Genomic DNA, 15,390 nt, shown 5'->3' with positions numbered 1-15,390 from the left:
AGGCTGTGCAGCGAGACGAGCGGCATGGCGACCCCAGCGAGGCGGCAGCGAGCAGATCCGTACCGGCGTCGCCACGTTCGCGGCTGACGGACATCGCCGATCAAACCGTGATTCGTACCGGTGGCGAGCAACCGGAGGGGGATGTCACCGCCGCCTTGGCTGCCGCCGCGCCGGCGGACGTCGACGCCCCTGCCGACCCGGGGCCCGCCCCGCCTCACGGCGAGGCGGTTTCCGACGAGGAGGCCGCACAGGTGCAGGCTCGTCGGCGTAGGTTTCTTGCCGAGTTGGGCGAGTTCCGGCGGTCACGGGTGCTGGTGCCGGTGGGCGCGTTGCCCGGCCCGAACGCTGAGGAAGCCCCCTTGACGGTGGATATGGGCGGAGTGCGCTGGATCCTGGCGTTCACCGGTGAGGCAGCGCTGGCCCGGTACGTGGTGGCCCGAGGGGAAGACGGACGGGCATGGCCGTACCGCAGCGTGTGGGGTGCCGCTCTGCTGGACGCGGCCGTGCCGGCAGTGGCCGAGTCGGGGGTGCCGTGCGGAGTGCTGGTGAACGCGGCGGACGGTGCGCACGGACTGGTGCTGCCGCCGGTGGCCCAAGTGGTGCCGGAGGCGGTCGCGGTGAACGGGCCGGAACATCGTATGGACGGGGAGGAAAACCGGTAATGGAGAGGATGGTCAGGTTCGACCGCGGGCCGAGTGCGGGTGGCACTCCCGATCTGAAGGTCATCGGGCTGGATCTGATCGCCGACGGGATCAACAGGGCTCTCAGCGAGTTGGGGAAGCTGGGGCTCGTCAACGACGCGGGTCGGTCGGGCACAGGGCGTGGTTTCAACGACCTCGAGATGGACGGTATGACCATCGGTGACGAGACCGTCGGCGCCGTCTTCCACTCGTTCTGCGAGCGCTGGGAATGGGGCGTGAGGGCCCTGATCGACGAGGGAAACGCGTTCGCGGCGGGGGTCGGGCTCGCGGCGGGGACGATGTACCAGACGGACCAGACCGTGAAGAACTCGCTCAAGGTCGGCCTGAACTCCCTGACGGGCAACCCCTACGCGTCCGAGCAGCAGATCGACCAGGAGAGCTGGGGCCAACTGGCCACGCCCGGCTGGCTGCATCCGGACTACAGCGAGAAGTCCTTCCGAGACGGTCTCGCCGTCTCGGAACAGACGCTCAAGGGAATGGGACGTGACCTGGCGACCGCCGAGCAGCTTCCCGGCGTGGAGCTGGCGCCGAGTCTCACCGGGATGGACCAGGACCAGTACAACGCCGCGGTGAACGAGGAGTTCGGCCTGAAGCAGGAGGGGCAGGACTGATGTCGAGCTGGGGCAAGTTGGGCGGCGAGCTCCTGAGCGGGGGCAAGAGCCTCTACGACCACGCCAAGCGGGTGACGGGAGAGGTGGTCGACGAGGGAGCCGACCTCACCGGCGACGCGCTCGACAAGGTCGGCGCGCACGGCGTGGCCCAGGAGGTGCGGCACGGCGGAGACCGGGTCGCCTCCTATCTCGGTGCGCACGTCGCCGAACGGCAGCTGGGACCGGATGTCGAACCGGCCGATCTGATCCACGGCAAGCCGTCGACGATCCGTGAGAAGGCCAAGCACCTGCTGGTGTTCGCCATGGCCTTCGAGGAGGTCGGCGTGGGCATGAAGGCTGTCGACTCGGGCGGCTGGCAGGGCAAGGCCGCGGACACCTTCCGCGAGAAGTTCGCCCTGCACCCCACCAAGTGGCTGCAGGCCGCAACAGCCTGCCAGGAGGCGGCCACGGCACTGAACGGCCTGGCCGACACCGTCGAATGGGCCCAGGGGCAGTCGCGGGAAGCGATCCGCCTGTACAAGCAGGGCAAGTCCGCCTCCGACGCGCACCGCAAGCAGGTCGACTCGTACAACCACAAGGTGGAACAGGGCAGCGACGACCCCGGGCCACGCCCTTCCGAGCAGGACCCCGGCGAGCATGCGATGCAGGAGGCGCAGGGCATCCTCGACGCCGCCCGGCGGCAGCGGAACAAGATCGCCGGCGAGACGGAGACCAAGCTGAGGGCTGCGCTGCAGCACGCCCCGAAGGAGCCGTCGGCCGTCCAGCAGCTGAAGCTGGACGGCATGGACGTCCTGGCATCCGACTCCATCGACGCGGCGCATTTCCTCGGCGGCGTCGTCAAGGGCACAGCGGGCATCGTGAACTTCTCCCGCAGCCTCGACCCCCTGGACCCCTACAACCTGACGCATCCGGCCGCGTTCCTGCAGAACAAGGTGCAGCTGCTCGGCGGCGTCGTCTCCATGGCGACGCATCCCGACCGTGCCCTGAAGTCGGGCTGGAAATCCTTTTCGTCGGACCCGGCCAACTTCTTCGGGGAGTTGGTTCCCCAGGCCGCGCTGGCCGCGGGGACGGGCGGGGCCGGGGCCGCAGCGGACGTGGCCGAGGGCGGCATGCTCGGCGCCGACGGCGCGGAGGCTGCTGCGGCGGACGGTGCCGCCGAGATCCCGGGTGCGGCCGAGAGCCATGCTCCGGGTGATGTGGAGTCCGCGGGCACGGACCCGATCAACCTCGCCACGGGCACGATGTACCTGTCCCAAACGGACGTGACGCTTCCCGGTGCGCTGCCGTTGGCGTTCAAGCGCCGGGTGGAGTCGGGCCACACGTACGGGCGCTGGTTCGGCCCCGCGTGGACGAGCACCATAGACCAACGACTGGACATCACCTCCGCCGGCGTTGTCTTCGTCCACGAGGACGGGATGCGGCTGTTCTACCCGCACCCGGCGCCCGGCCTTCCCGTCCTGCCGCACAACGGCCCCCGCTGGCCGCTGAGCCGGCAGGCGGACGGCTACACCGTCACCGACCCGCGGACCCGGCAGGTGTGGCACTTCGCCGACCGGAACGACGAACTCGCCGAGCTGGTACAGATCGACGACAGCAACGGCAACTGGATCACCTTCGAGTACGACGGCGCCGGAGTTCCCTCGGGCATCGCCCACAGCGCCGGATACCGCCTGCGCATCGACAGCGCCGAGGGCCTGGTCACCGGCCTGCACCTTGTCGGCGGGGCCGATGACGGATCCGACCTCGCACTGATCCGTTACGGCTATACCAGCGGAAACCTGGCCGAAGTCCGCAACTCGTCCGGGAAGCCGCTCAGGTTCACCTACGATGAGGCGCTGCGCATCACGTCGTGGACGGACACCAACGGGCATGCGTACGAGTACGCCTACGACGACAGAAACCGCTGCATCGCCCAGGGCGGCACACAGGGCCACATGAGCCTCCGGCTGTCCTACAGCGAGAAGGACCCGGAATCCGGCCTGCACATCACCACAGCAGTCAACGGAGCAGGCGCCGTACGCCGCTATTTCGTCAACGACCTGCACCAGATCGTCGCCATCGTGGATCCGGCCGGACACACCAGGCGCTTCACCCGCGACCGGTTCAACCGCCTGCTGTCCGAGACCGACGCCGTCGGCCGTACGACGTCCTACCGGTACGACGACCTGGGCAACCCGACGCAGATCATCCGCCCGGACGGCCGGTCCACCACGTTTTCCTACGACGACCGCGGCCTGCTCACCCGGGTGGTGCGTCCCGACGGGAGCACGGTCCGCCAGGAGTTCGACGATTGCGGGAACCGGACCTCGGTGACCGATTCGGCAGGCGGCACGACCTTCTTCACCTACGACGCGTCCGGGCACTTGTCCGAAGTGCGCGATCATCTCGGCCGGATGACCCGCATACGCTGCGACGCCGCCGGTCTGCCCGTGGAGGTGCGTGACCACCAGGGCGGCGTCATGCGCTACGCGCGGGACCCGCTCGGACGGGTCATTTCCATCACCGACCCGCTGGGGGCGACGGGTCGCATGGAATGGACCGTCGAAGGCCGGCTCAAGCGTCGGCTGAACCCGGACGGCACCGAGGAGACGTGGAGTTACGACGGTGAGGGGAACTGCCTCACGCACACGAACACCATCGGCGGCGTCACCCGCTTCGAATACGGCCAGTTCGACCTGCTGACGGCGCGTGTCGAGCCCGACGGCTCACGGTACGAGTTCCAGTACGACAACGAACTCCGCCTGACCGCTGTGACCAACCCCCACGGGCAGACCTGGACCTACGACTACGACCTGGTCGGGCGGCTTGCCTGCGAGACAGACTTCGGGGGCCGGGTCACCCGCTACTCCTACAACGCGGCCGGTGAGCTCATCTCCCGCACGAACGCACTCGGGCAGGTCGTCACCTTCGAGCACAACGAACTCGGACAGATCGTCCGCAAGACCGCCGACGGCGAGGTGACGACATACGACTACGACTTCACCGGCCGCATCGCCCAGGCCAGTAACGCTCATGTGGACCTGAGCCTTCTTCGTGACCGCCATGGGCATCTGGTTTCCGAGCGCGTGAACGGCCGGGAGGTGGCCTATCGGTACGACGAGTTCGGCAGGCTGGAGGGACGCACGACACCTTCGGGCGCCGAGACCGTCTGGCAGTTCGACGCCGCGGGGCAGCCCTGCCGGCTCCTGGCGGACGGACGTGTCATCACGCTGGGGTACGACCAGGTCGGGCGTGAAGCCCATCGCCGGTTCGCCGAGACCCTGAGTATTTCCCGCTCGTTCGACGCAATCGGCCGACTGGCGTCCCAGGCAGTGGACGGCCCGCTCGGGCGCATCCAAGAGCGCGCCTACGAGTACCGCGCCGACGGCAGCCTGACGAAGATCCATGACCAACTGAATGGCGATCAGCTGTTCGAACTGGACCTGGCGGGCAGAACCACACGAGTCCACGGACAAGGATGGGCGGAGGCCTACTCCTACGACGCGCTCGGCAACCAGGTGTCGGCCGACTGGCCCGCACACCCGTTCGGAGACGACGGATGCGGGGAGCGCGTCTACCAGGGTGCCGATCTCGTGCGCGCCGGCCGGATCCGCTACGAGTACGACGCCGCTGGACGTGTCGTGCTCCGCCAGAAGGCCCGGCTCTCCCGCAAGCCGGACACATGGCGCTACAGCTGGGACGCGGAAGACCGGCTCACCCAGGTCGTCACTCCGGACGGCACCGTATGGCGCTACAGGTACGACGCTCTCGGGCGGCGCGTGAGTAAACAGCGCATCGCCGAGAACGGTGTGGACGTCCTGGAGCAGGTGGACTTCAGCTGGGACGGCGTCTCGCTGTGCGAACAGACGACGAGCTGGGGTTCCTCGGCCGACTCGGTGACCCTGACTTGGCATCTCAACGGTGCCGAAGCGGTTGCGCAGAGCGAACGCAGAACCATGACCGCAGCCTCGCAGGAAGAGGTAGACGCCCGGTTCTTCGCCATCGTGGCCGATCTCTCGGGATCTCCTTGCGAACTGATCGACGAGTCCGGAGAGATCGCCTGGCGGTCCCGGACCACGAACTGGGGAAAACAGTCGTGGTCGGTGCGGAGCCACGCCTACACACCGCTGCGTTTCCCAGGGCAGTACTTCGACCCCGAGACGGGCCTGAACTACAACTATCTGAGGTATTACGACCCCGAAGTGGGCCGATACGTCAGTCTGGACCCCCTCGGGCTGGCTCCGGCGGCCAATCCTGCCACCTATGTGGACCGTCCGTCAGTGAGCTGCGATCCCCTCGGCCTCGCACCGCAGAAGACTCTGCTCCCCCCTAAGCCATACGAAACAACCGATCTTTCCCACTTGGTAAAGTACTTCAACCCGGAGGGAGGGATGAGAAACTGCACCTACCTGGGCGAGGCATTTGACCGGTACCTTGCTGGCGAGGGCATCAAGGCTGTCCCCGGCGATATTCCGTTCCAATCACTCGATCGACTTGAGAGCGTGTATGGGCGGGACTTCAAGGATACTGGGTTCTGGGACATGGTCGACCATATTCGAAATTCTGGCCACGGGGCTCGGGGGATCGTGGCTGCGATGCCTGAAGAAGGTCCGGCGGGTCACGTGTTCAACATCGTTAACCACCAGGGCCATGTGCTGTTCTGTGATGTGCAGACAGGGTTCGTCGACCCGACGTATTTCAAGACATTCAAGCTGATGAGGACTAATTGATGTACACGATGGACCAAGCGGAGCGACTGGCGGCGGAGGCTCTGCGTCAGGAGTTTGGCGAGTGGAGCGATCAGGTCGCGCTCTTCGGTAAGGGTGAATTCGCCATGGAAAAGGGTGATTTCTTCTATTTTGGCTTCCAGTCCGTCAAGTACATTGAAACCAGGGACGATAAATATTTCAGCTACGGACCCAACTGTATTTCGGTGCACAGGGAGACCGGGGAATGCCGATTCCTCGACATTCATGAGGTTCTGGCCTTGGGGTCCTTTAACAACGGCTAGCTGATCATTTCAGAATGAGATCGCGATCTCGATTTCTTGGCGACGTGGAAATCGGTGATGCCGCGGAACCGGTTGCTTAGCTTGCGCGTTGCCTCGACAGGTCTTATGCCGGGGAAGAACCTTGTCGAGCTTGATACGGGACAGACACGGCAGCTGTAGTTGTTGATCACGTTTGGTCGTGACGGCGGTGTCGTTGCTGATGGCAGGCCGTTGCGACGGCTCGCGCCAGGCGGTCCAGTGCAGGATGTGGTCGCGGTCGCTGACGGGTGGAGGAAGCACAAGTACCCGCAGGAGGCGGACGAGTTCGGGGCAGGTCAGCGGGATGAGCTCGGTCCGCTCCTCGACGGTCTCGTGGACGTGTGCCGCTCGAAAATACGATTTAGTCCTGTGAGCTGCGGTGATGCGGCGCGGTCAGGCAGCGTGACGGTATTCGTTTATCAGGCCGTCGAGGACGGGTTGTCGCCGGATGCGATGGGCTTGCAGGTTGGTGACAGTGGCCGGGGCGGGTGGTTCGGTGCTGTCTGGGGGTAGTTGCTGCCAGGATTGATGGGGGCGGTGCTGGTTGTAGTGCCTGATGTAGGCGGTGAGAACTCTGTGGGCGTGAGTCTGGTTGTAGATGAGGATCCGGTCGAGGATTTCGCGGCGTAGGGTGCCCGCTACTCTTTCGCAGATCGCGTTTGCTCTCGGTGCCCGGGGTGGGTTGAGTAGGACCTCCACGTCTGCCTCGAAGGCGGCGTCGGAGGAACGGGTGTACTTCGTATCCCGGTCCCGGAGTAGGAAGCGAAGTGAGTCCATCCGGCTCCCCAAAGTCATGGCGGGATTCCTTGCCTGCTGCGTGGTCCACTGAGCGGTGGGGTGGGCGGTGACGCCGGCGAGGTGAACGCGCCGGGTGCCGTGCTCGATGAATACCAGGGCGTACAGGCGCTTGAGCGGGACGGTGTCGAGGTGCAGGAAGTCGGCGGCGATGATGCCGTGGGCTTGGGCGGTGAGGAACTGGCTCCAGGTTGGACCGGAGCGTTGCGGGGCAGGGTCGATGCCGGCGGTGTGCTGGATCTCCCAGACTGTGGATGGGGCGATCGGGTATCCGGGGCGGGCGAGTTCGCCCTGTATTCGGCGGTGACCCCAGTTGCTGTTCTCGCGGGCCAAGCGCAGGATGAGCTGCTTGACGGCCGGTGCGGTGGAAGGGCGGCCAGGGCGGCGGTGGTGGGCGAATGTCCACTTACGCGTGAGGAGTTCCCGGTGCCAACGCAGGAGTGTTGTCGGGGTGACCGCGAACACCTCGCGCCATCGCTCGCGAGGGACCAACCGCGAGAGCACGGCGAGCCGAATCCGGTCGGCTGGCTCGTAGCGGACCCGCCCGATCTGACGGCGCAGCACCGCATTCTCATGCCGGAGCGCCAACACCTCCGCGTCCTTGGCCCCGCGGCTGCGCAGCACGGCAGCGGGCGCTGCGACCAAGTTCCGGACCAGGGCGGTGACGAGCGACAGCACCATCGGAAGATCGTCCCAGATGCCGTGTGCGGTCCATGCTCTGTCGGAGGAGCTTGCAGGTCACGACCAGAATCGAGTTTCCGAGCGGGACAGGGCTTGCTGACCTGGCGTTGCAGTATGAGCAGTTGATGCCGCAGGCAAGGATCTCGATGTCTTTGTCCCGGTCGCTCATCGGCAGCAGGCGCAGGAGCGACAGGGCGTTGGTCGCAGCGAGGTAGGTCAGGCGCAGCAGCACGACAGATCATGATGCCGTCTGCGTCTGTAGACGTGAAGACATTGGAGTTGTCGGCGAGCGCGGCCTGAGAGGTCAGTCGATCAAGGCCTCCACCTGGGTGGATGATTTATCGGCACCCGCAATGTTGGTACTCGTGCGGAGTTCGGTCCGTCACTCGCGTCGACGGGCCTGCACGTTCGCGAACTCCCCTGATCCGGGGGTGCCGGAGCGCGGCGAGCAGCGCGCGGTCGGGCCAGGTGAGGTTGGGCTTGTCGATCTGCCGCTGCGGCAGGGCCAGGTGGTGGCGCAGTGCCAGGATCTCAGCGTCCTTGTCTCGCTCGCCCATCGGCAGGAGTCGTATCAAGGTGAACACGCTCGTCAGGGCCAGGTAAGGCAGTCGCAGCAGCACCGGACCATCCTGGCGTCGCCTGGAGCCAGTGGGCAATCACCGAGCGAGGCCCCCATCGTCACCCCTGACCGGCAGGGACTCACGACAGTGCTCACGCGCCTTCTGACCGGCACGGATGAGGTTGCTGGCACCTGCAGGGCCGGCGGTCAGTCCAGGCTGCTCAGCAGCGTTCGGCCCTCCTCCCGGGCGGCGGCCACCGCCGGCTCTCCGAGCCCGCACAGGCGCAGGCACGACGACGCGATGGCCTCGGTGTCAGCCGCATCCGGCTCACGGGAGCGCCGTATCTGGATGACAACCTCCACCAGCTGGATCAGCAGTTCACCGAGCCGCTCGGCGGGCAGGCCGCGCGCGACGTCCTCGCTCGCCGCCAGGGCGCCCAGCGTGCCGTAGCTCGACTGCAGACGGCCCCGCTCGGTCCGGAAGGCGTTGAACCGCTCGGCCCGCACTTCCGGCAGCAGATAGAGCGTGCCGATGTTGTACGGAGTGCGGGAGAGGGTGCGTACGTCCATAGCGGCCACGGCGTAGAGTGCGGCGGCCGCATCCGCCTGCTCGGGCACCAGGGCCCGGATCCGGTCCACAATCTGCAGACTGGGCCGGACGGACGTCGCCAGCAGCTCGGCGAGGATCTCCTCCTTGGTGGCGAAGTGGTAGTAGAGCGAGGCCTGCCTGATGCCGACCCGCTCGGCGATCATGCGGGTGCTGGTGCTGGTAATGCCATGGTCGACGAAGAGCGCCCCGGCGGCGTCGAGGATCTCTTCCCGGGCGGAGGTGCCGGGGTCGGACGGCGGCGTGTGCCGGGGCCTGCCTTGACGGGGACGCGTCGTCGTCATGGCCCCATCCTGCCACCAGGTGTCCGCCCTGCGGCCTCCGGTCACGCGGACGCCGTGTACGCCCGCCAGCCACCGAAGCGGGTGATGTCGGGCGCGCCCTCGACGGCGTACGGCTCGACGAGGAAGCCGCAGACCTGCCGCCCGTCGGCCAGTTCGACGGTTCCGATGGTCATCGGCGCGGGCACGGCGGCGGTGAACGCCCCGAACCCGGCAGCGGGCAGCCACCAGATCTCGCCCTCGATGCCCGTCCGCGCGTCGCCGCCTGACCCCGTGGCGTGACCCGGCCCGGCGCCGGCGTCCCGCCCGCCCTTGGTGACCCGGAGCAGGCCGGGCTTGGGCGGCTCGGTGGCCAGGGCGTACAGCCGGTAGCCGCCTGCGGTGCGGGCCGGGCCGGTCAGGGTGCCGCCGGCCTGCACCAACTGGGCATTGAGGGGCTGACCGGTGAGGTGGGCGCCGACCACGAACAGGTTGAGCCCGGGGTTGGCGAACCGCTCGGCCAGCGCGGCCAGGGCGCGGTCGGAGAAGGCCGGTCCGGTGAACATCACGCCGAACGGCAGGCCGTCCACGAGCCCGGCGGGAACGGCGAGCGAGGCGCAGTCCAGCAGGTTGGCGAAGTTGGTGAATCGTCCCAACCGGGCGTTGGCGCCGACCGGGTCGGCCGCCACCTCATCGAGGGTGGGATGCCAGGTGGTGGTCGGCGTCAGGAGAGCTGTACAGCCGTCGACCACCGCGCGTCCGGCGGCGCCGAGCGCGGCGAGCCTGGCGGTGTCGGCGGCCCAGTCGGCGGCGGTCTTCTCCCGGCCTGCCAGCACGATGGCGGCGACGGTCGGATCGAGGTCCGCCCCGATCAGGTCGCGGTGCTTCTCCAGATGCGCGCCCACGGCGGCGTACCGCTCGGCGACGAACGCGCCGCCGTACAGCAGGTCCGCGGCCTGGAGCAACGGGGTGATGTCGGTTTCGACGATCTCCGTCCCGGTGCCCGCCAGGCGGGCGACGGCGGCGTCGAAGGCTTCGCGCCAGCCGTCGGTCATGCCGTTCAGATGCTCCCCGGCCGGTACGGCGATCCGCGGGCGCGCGGGGGGCGGCGGAAGCTGGGTGCCGGTGCGGGAGAGCGGATCGGCCGGATCGGGGCCTTCGACAAACTCCGTGGCAGTTCGGGCGAGTTGCAGGTCGCGGGCGAAGACGGTCACGCAGTCGAGCGTGTAGCAGGCGGGGACCACCCCGGTCACGGGCACCAGACCCTTGGTGGGCTTGACGCCGACGATGCCGTTGAGGGCAGCGGGCACCCGTCCGGAGCCGGCCGTGTCGGTGCCGAGCGCGATGTCGGCAATGCCCAGCGCCACTGCGACTGCGGATCCGCTGGACGACCCGCCGGAGATGCGGGCCGCGTCCCAGGCGTTGCGCACCGCACCGTAGGGGCTGCGGGCGCCGACCAGACCGGTGGCGAACTGGTCCAGGTTGGTCTTGCCGAGCACCACCGCGCCGGCTGCGCGCAGCCGCGCCACCGCCGGCGCGTCGTCCTGCGGTTCGTAGGCGTACGACGGGGCGCCCGCGGTGGTGGGGAGGCCGGCCACGTCGATGTTGTCCTTGACGGCCACCACCAGGCCGGCCAGCGGCAGCGCCGGGTCGACACCGGCCGCCTCGGCGAGCACCTCCTCGCGTGGCCTGAGGTGGATCCAGATCTCGGGCCGGCCGACGCCCTCGATCCGGTCGTAGGCGGCCCGGACGCGTGCGGTCGGTGTCATGGCGTTCATGCCCGCACCGCCGCGAGGATCTGGCCGGGGGCGACCTGCTCACCGGGCTTGACGTAGATCTCCAGCAGTGTCCCGGCGGTGGGGGCGTTCACCTTGGACTCCATTTTCATCGCCTCCAGGGACAGGATCGCATCGCCGCTCGCGATGGTGGCGCCTGGCTCGGCGGCGATCTGCCAGACGGTGGCGGTGTACGGCGCGGTGACCGGGACCGCCCCGTCTGGCAGGGTGACGGCAGCAGTGGCGGTCACGGGTTCGGGATCGTGGGCGCGGTCGAACTCTCCCGCGGCTCGCCAGAGTTGCTTCTCGGCCTCGAAGGCGGTGCTCTGCCGCCGGCGGAACGCGGCGATCGAGTCGGCCTCCGCGGCGAGGAAGGCGTTGTACTCGGCGATCGAGAAGGTGCCCTCCTCGGTCGCGAAGTCACCGCGCCCGGCGTCGGTCTCGGCCCGCAGTTCGAGTAGTTCCTCCGCGGTGACGGGATACCACTCGATGCGGTCGAAGAAGCGCAGCGCCCACGGCGAGTCCCGGAACAGGCCGCCCTTGCGGAACCGGTTCCAGATTTGCACGGTGCGGCCGACGAACTGGTAGCCGCCGGGGCCTTCCATGCCGTAGATGCACAAGTAGGCGCCGCCGATGCCGACGGAGTTCTCCGCGGTCCAGGTGCGGGCCGGATTGTACTTGGTGGTCACCAGGCGGTGCCGTGGGTCGAGCGGGGTGGCGACGGGGGCGCCGAGATAGACGTCGCCGAGGCCGAGCACCAGGTAGGAGGCGTCGAAGACGGTGCGGTAGACGTCGTCGGCGGTCCGAAGGCCGTTGACACGGCGGATGAACTCGATGTTCCACGGGCACCACGGGGCGTCGTCGCGCACCCCGGCCATGTACCGCTCGATGGCGAGCCGGGTGGCCGGGTCGTCCCAGCTGAGCGGCAGCCGCACCGTGCGGGAGGGGACCACCAGTTCGTCGCTGGGCGGGACTTCGTCCTCCAGCTCGCGCAGCAGGGCGGTGAGGTCACGGGCCTTCAGCCGCCGGGCGTCGGTGTGGATCTGGAGGGAGCGGATGCCCGGGGTGACGTCGAGGATGCCCTCGGGGGCGTGGCCGGCGAGAGTCTCCTGCAGGGCGTGGACCCGCATCCTCAGGCCGAGGTCGAGGACCATGGGGCCGTACTCGACCAGGACGTTGTCGTCGCCGTCCCGGCGGTAGGTGACGGCGGGGCGGGCATCGGTGGCCTCCAGGCGGCCGAGTACGCCGTCGTCGCCGTCTCCGCCCGTGCTGATCAGCGTGGGGGAGGAGCGGCGGGCGTCGAGGGCGGCCGCCTCGGCTTCCCTGACCGGTACGAAGCGGACGGTGTCGCCGGGGCGGAGCTGGCCGAGTTTCCACAGTTCGCCGCTGGCGACCACCGCGGGGCAGACGAACCCGCCGAGGGACGGACCGTCGGGGCCCAGGATGATCGGTGTGTCGCCGGTGAAGTCCAGGGCTCCCACCGCGTATGGCGTGTCGTGGATGTTGGAGGGGTGCAGGCCCGCCTCACCGCCGTCCTGGCGGGCCCACTGCGGCTTGGGCCCGATCAGGCGGACGCCGGTGCGGGCCGAGTTGTGGTGCACCTTGTAGTCGGTGGCGTAGAGGGTGTCGATGTCCTCGCGGGTGAAGAACTCGGGGGCTCCGTGCGGCCCTTCGGTGACACCGATCTGCCAGTGCGAGGTGATCGCCGGCCGGCGCTCGGGCGGGGTCGGGCCGCCACCGGCCGTCGCCCAAGCTCCGGGTCGCAGCACATCCCCGGCGCGCAGCGCCCGACCGCCGTGCCCGCCGAAGCCGCCGAGGGTGAACGTCGAGGCGCTGCCCAGATATCCGGGTACGTCGATGCCGCCCCGGACGGCCACATAGCTGCGCAGACCCGGCCCCCGGCAGGCGCCCAGCACCAGGGTGCCGTCGGCCGGGACCGTGACCGGCTCCCACAGGGCTGCCGCGATGCCGTCCGCCGTGACCGGGACGGGGGCGCCGGTGACGGCGACCACGGTGGCGGCCGAGAAGCGCAGGGTCAGCCCGCCCGCGGTGACCTCCAGGCCAGGCGCCTGGGCCGGGTTGCCGACGGCCAGATTCGCCTCGGCGAAGGAGACGGCGTCGAAGGGGCCGCTCGGCGGTACGCCCACGTGCCAGTAGCCGAGCCGGCCCGGAAGGTCCTGGACGGTGGTCATCGCGCCCGGCACCAGGACGTCGACGCGCGGCTCGGGGTCGACGGTGGTGGCGAGCGTGCTCGTACTGTGCACCGCCTCGCGTACCTCGCCCCGCACGGCCAGCTCGCGCAGCAGGCCCAGGTTGGTGACGATGCCGTCGACCCGGCTCGCGGCCAGGGCCTGGCCGAGCACGTCGAACGCGGCCTCCCGGGTGGGGCCCCTCGCGATCACCTTGGCGAGCATGGGGTCGTAGTACGGCGAGACCTCCAGACCGGTTTCGGCAAAGCCGTCGACGCGCACGCCGGGCATGTTGTCGGCGCCCTGGCCGGGGAAGGCCGCCCGGGTGATCAGGCCCGAGGACGGCAGCGAGTCCTTGCCGGGGTCCTCGGCGTAGACGCGAGCCTCCACGGCATGCCCGGCGGGCGTCCACTCCCGCTCGAACACCGCGTCCTCGACCCAGCCGTCGCGGGCCAGGACGAGCATCAGTTCGACGAGGTCGACGCCGTACGCCTCCTCGGTCACCGGGTGCTCGACCTGGAGACGGGTGTTGACCTCCAGGAAGGCGGCCTCCTCGCGCAGGGGGTCGTAGACGAACTCCACGGTCCCCGCGCCCCGGTAGCCGACCGAGGCGAGCAGCCGCCGCGAGGACTCGTGCAGCATTGCCCGCACATGAGGAGGCAGGGCCGGGGCCGGGGCCTCCTCGACGACCTTCTGGTTGCGGCGCTGCAACGAGCAGTCCCGGTCGCCGAAGACGGCGATCCGGCCGGTGCCGTCGCCGAAGACCTGCACCTCGACATGGCGGGCGGGGCGCACGAGGCGCTCCAGGAACACCCCGGCGGACCCGAAGTTGGACTCCGCGAGCGCCGCGACGCGGGCGAATGCCTCACGCACCTCGTCGGCGGTGGCGCAGGCCTGCATGCCGATGCCGCCGCCACCGCCGGTGGCCTTGACCATCACGGGCAGCCCGATCGCCCCGGCCGCGGTGACGGCCTCCTCGGCGCTTGCCAGCAGTTCCGTCCCGGCCAGCAGCGGCACTCCGGCGGCCTTGGCCAAGGCGCGTGCGGTGTGCTTCTCACCGAAGGCGGTGATCTGGTCGGCGGTCGGTCCCGCGAAACGCAGACCGGCCTCCTCGACGGCACGGGCGAAGACGGTGTTCTCGGAGAGGAAGCCGTAGCCTGGGTGGATGATGCCCGCGCCCTGGGCGAGCGCGGCCTCGATGATCGCCTCGCCGCGCAGATACGACGCGCGGGCGGGCGCAGGACCGAGGCGGACCGCGTGGTCGGCCTCGCGGACGTGCGGGGCGGCCCGGTCGGCGTCGGAGAAGACGGCGACGGTGCCCAAGCCCATCTTCCGGGCGGTGCGGATCACACGGCGGGCTATCTCACCGCGGTTGGCGACGAGAACGGCGGTGGGGCGGATCACGCGCCCTCCTTCGCGGTGCGGGCGGCGTGCGCGGACCGTGAGTCATCGGCGACCGGTGCCGGCTCCACGACGATCATCCGCAGCGGAGTGGGGTTGAAGTCGTTGCACGGGTTGTTCATCTGCGGGCAGTTGGACACCATCACCAGCGCATCCGTCTCGGCGCGCACCGCAACCCGACGGCCCGGCGCCGACATGCCGTCCACGATGCCCAGCGCGCCGTCCGCCTCGACGGGCACGTTCATGAACCAGTTGAGGTTGGAGACGATGTCCCGCACCCCGAGGCCACGCCGAAGGGCCTCGGCGAGGAAGTTCTCACGGCAGCCGTGCTGGAACATCACATGATGGCCGTAGCGCAGGGTGTTGGACTCCTTGCCGCACGCGCCGCCGATGGTGTCCTGGCGGTCGACCTCGTTGGCGACGACGGTCATCAACGGGCGGCCCTCGCTGCTGCGCAGCACGGTGCCGGTGCGCACATAGGCGTTGCCCTGCCAGGCCAGGGTGTCGGGGACGCTGTAGCGCTCCTCGGGATCGTCGGCGTTGTAGAGCAGACAGTCGGCCGACTGGTTGCCGCCGACGTCGACGATCGTCAGGACGTGCCCCGTCCGCACCACCGCCGACCAGGGCGCGTTGGGGGCCACCGTCTCGTCCAGGACGACTTTGCCCTCGACCAGGCTCGCACCCCAGTCCAGGGGGGAGCCCTCCGCATGCACGGCGCCCACGGGGACGGTGGAGGCGACCGTGCCGCCGCCGGCGGCGGTCGGGCAGCTGACGGGCGTGGTCTCGGTCCGTGTGGTCGCCAT

Annotated in this window: 10 protein-coding genes; 4 read left to right on the top strand and 6 right to left on the bottom strand. The window is 69.1% G+C overall.

Going from position 1 to position 15,390, the window contains the following annotated elements:
* Positions 1-107 precede the first annotated feature (107 nt).
* The 4 genes from AAW14_RS25005 to AAW14_RS24990 are packed head-to-tail and all read left to right on the top strand — an operon-like array spanning position 108 to position 6,302.
* Positions 108-662 carry an SseB family protein gene (locus tag AAW14_RS25005; protein ID WP_265566172.1) on the top strand — a complete coding sequence of 185 codons (555 nt, stop codon included), beginning with the start codon at positions 108-110 and terminating at the stop codon, positions 660-662.
* A complete protein-coding gene (locus tag AAW14_RS25000) occupies positions 662-1,312 on the top strand; it encodes a hypothetical protein (RefSeq protein WP_265566171.1) in 651 nt (216 codons plus the stop codon). Before AAW14_RS25005 ends, AAW14_RS25000 begins: the two co-directional genes overlap by 1 nt.
* Entirely contained in the window at positions 1,312-6,021 is a 4,710-nt protein-coding gene (locus AAW14_RS24995) for a putative T7SS-secreted protein (protein WP_265566170.1), read from the top strand. The genes AAW14_RS25000 and AAW14_RS24995 overlap by 1 nt, the downstream gene beginning before the upstream one ends.
* The gene (locus tag AAW14_RS24990) at positions 6,021-6,302 is read left to right on the top strand and encodes a hypothetical protein (RefSeq protein WP_265566169.1); all 282 of its coding nucleotides are present in this window, start codon (positions 6,021-6,023) and stop codon (positions 6,300-6,302) included. Before AAW14_RS24995 ends, AAW14_RS24990 begins: the two co-directional genes overlap by 1 nt.
* A gap of 411 nt (positions 6,303-6,713) precedes the next feature.
* On the opposite strand, the gene AAW14_RS24985 is transcribed toward AAW14_RS24990, so the two are convergent.
* The 6 genes from AAW14_RS24985 to AAW14_RS24960 form a co-directional block, all read right to left on the bottom strand.
* Positions 6,714-7,796, bottom strand: a complete 1,083-nt coding sequence (locus tag AAW14_RS24985) for an integrase core domain-containing protein (protein ID WP_265566168.1) — start codon at positions 7,794-7,796, stop codon at positions 6,714-6,716.
* Positions 7,797-8,134: 338 nt separating this feature from the next.
* Positions 8,135-8,416, bottom strand: a complete 282-nt coding sequence (locus AAW14_RS24980) for a hypothetical protein (protein WP_265566167.1) — start codon at positions 8,414-8,416, stop codon at positions 8,135-8,137.
* Positions 8,417-8,562: 146 nt separating this feature from the next.
* Positions 8,563-9,246 (bottom strand): TetR/AcrR family transcriptional regulator, encoded by a 684-nt coding sequence (locus AAW14_RS24975; RefSeq protein WP_265566166.1) that lies wholly within the window; start codon positions 9,244-9,246, stop codon positions 8,563-8,565.
* A gap of 41 nt (positions 9,247-9,287) precedes the next feature.
* Positions 9,288-10,991, bottom strand: coding sequence for an allophanate hydrolase (locus tag AAW14_RS24970; protein WP_265566208.1), 1,704 nt, complete (start codon positions 10,989-10,991; stop codon positions 9,288-9,290).
* Between the two features lie 5 nt (positions 10,992-10,996).
* A complete protein-coding gene (uca, locus tag AAW14_RS24965; protein WP_265566165.1) occupies positions 10,997-14,590 on the bottom strand; it encodes an urea carboxylase in 3,594 nt (1,197 codons plus the stop codon).
* Positions 14,587-15,390 (bottom strand): urea amidolyase associated protein UAAP2, encoded by an 804-nt coding sequence (locus tag AAW14_RS24960; RefSeq protein WP_322741106.1) that lies wholly within the window; start codon positions 15,388-15,390, stop codon positions 14,587-14,589. The genes uca and AAW14_RS24960 overlap by 4 nt, the downstream gene beginning before the upstream one ends.

The organism is Streptomyces hygroscopicus (genome assembly GCF_026168105.1).
GTDB lineage: Bacteria > Actinomycetota > Actinomycetes > Streptomycetales > Streptomycetaceae > Streptomyces > Streptomyces hygroscopicus_D.
Note: the sequence above shows the minus strand (reverse complement) of the source record. Positions and strands in the feature narration are given on the sequence as shown.

Coding starts and splice junctions, on each gene's coding strand:
- AAW14_RS24985 (WP_265566168.1), bottom strand. CDS start 7,796: ATGGTGCTGTCGCTCGTCACCGCCCTGGTCCGGAACTTGGTCGCAGCG.
- AAW14_RS24970 (WP_265566208.1), bottom strand. CDS start 10,991: ATGACACCGACCGCACGCGTCCGGGCCGCCTACGACCGGATCGAGGGC.
- AAW14_RS24960 (WP_322741106.1), bottom strand. CDS start 15,390: ATGGCGACCACACGGACCGAGACCACGCCCGTCAGCTGCCCGACCGCC.
- AAW14_RS25000 (WP_265566171.1), top strand. CDS start 662: ATGGAGAGGATGGTCAGGTTCGACCGCGGGCCGAGTGCGGGTGGCACT.
- AAW14_RS24990 (WP_265566169.1), top strand. CDS start 6,021: ATGTACACGATGGACCAAGCGGAGCGACTGGCGGCGGAGGCTCTGCGT.
- AAW14_RS24995 (WP_265566170.1), top strand. CDS start 1,312: ATGTCGAGCTGGGGCAAGTTGGGCGGCGAGCTCCTGAGCGGGGGCAAG.
- AAW14_RS24975 (WP_265566166.1), bottom strand. CDS start 9,246: ATGACGACGACGCGTCCCCGTCAAGGCAGGCCCCGGCACACGCCGCCG.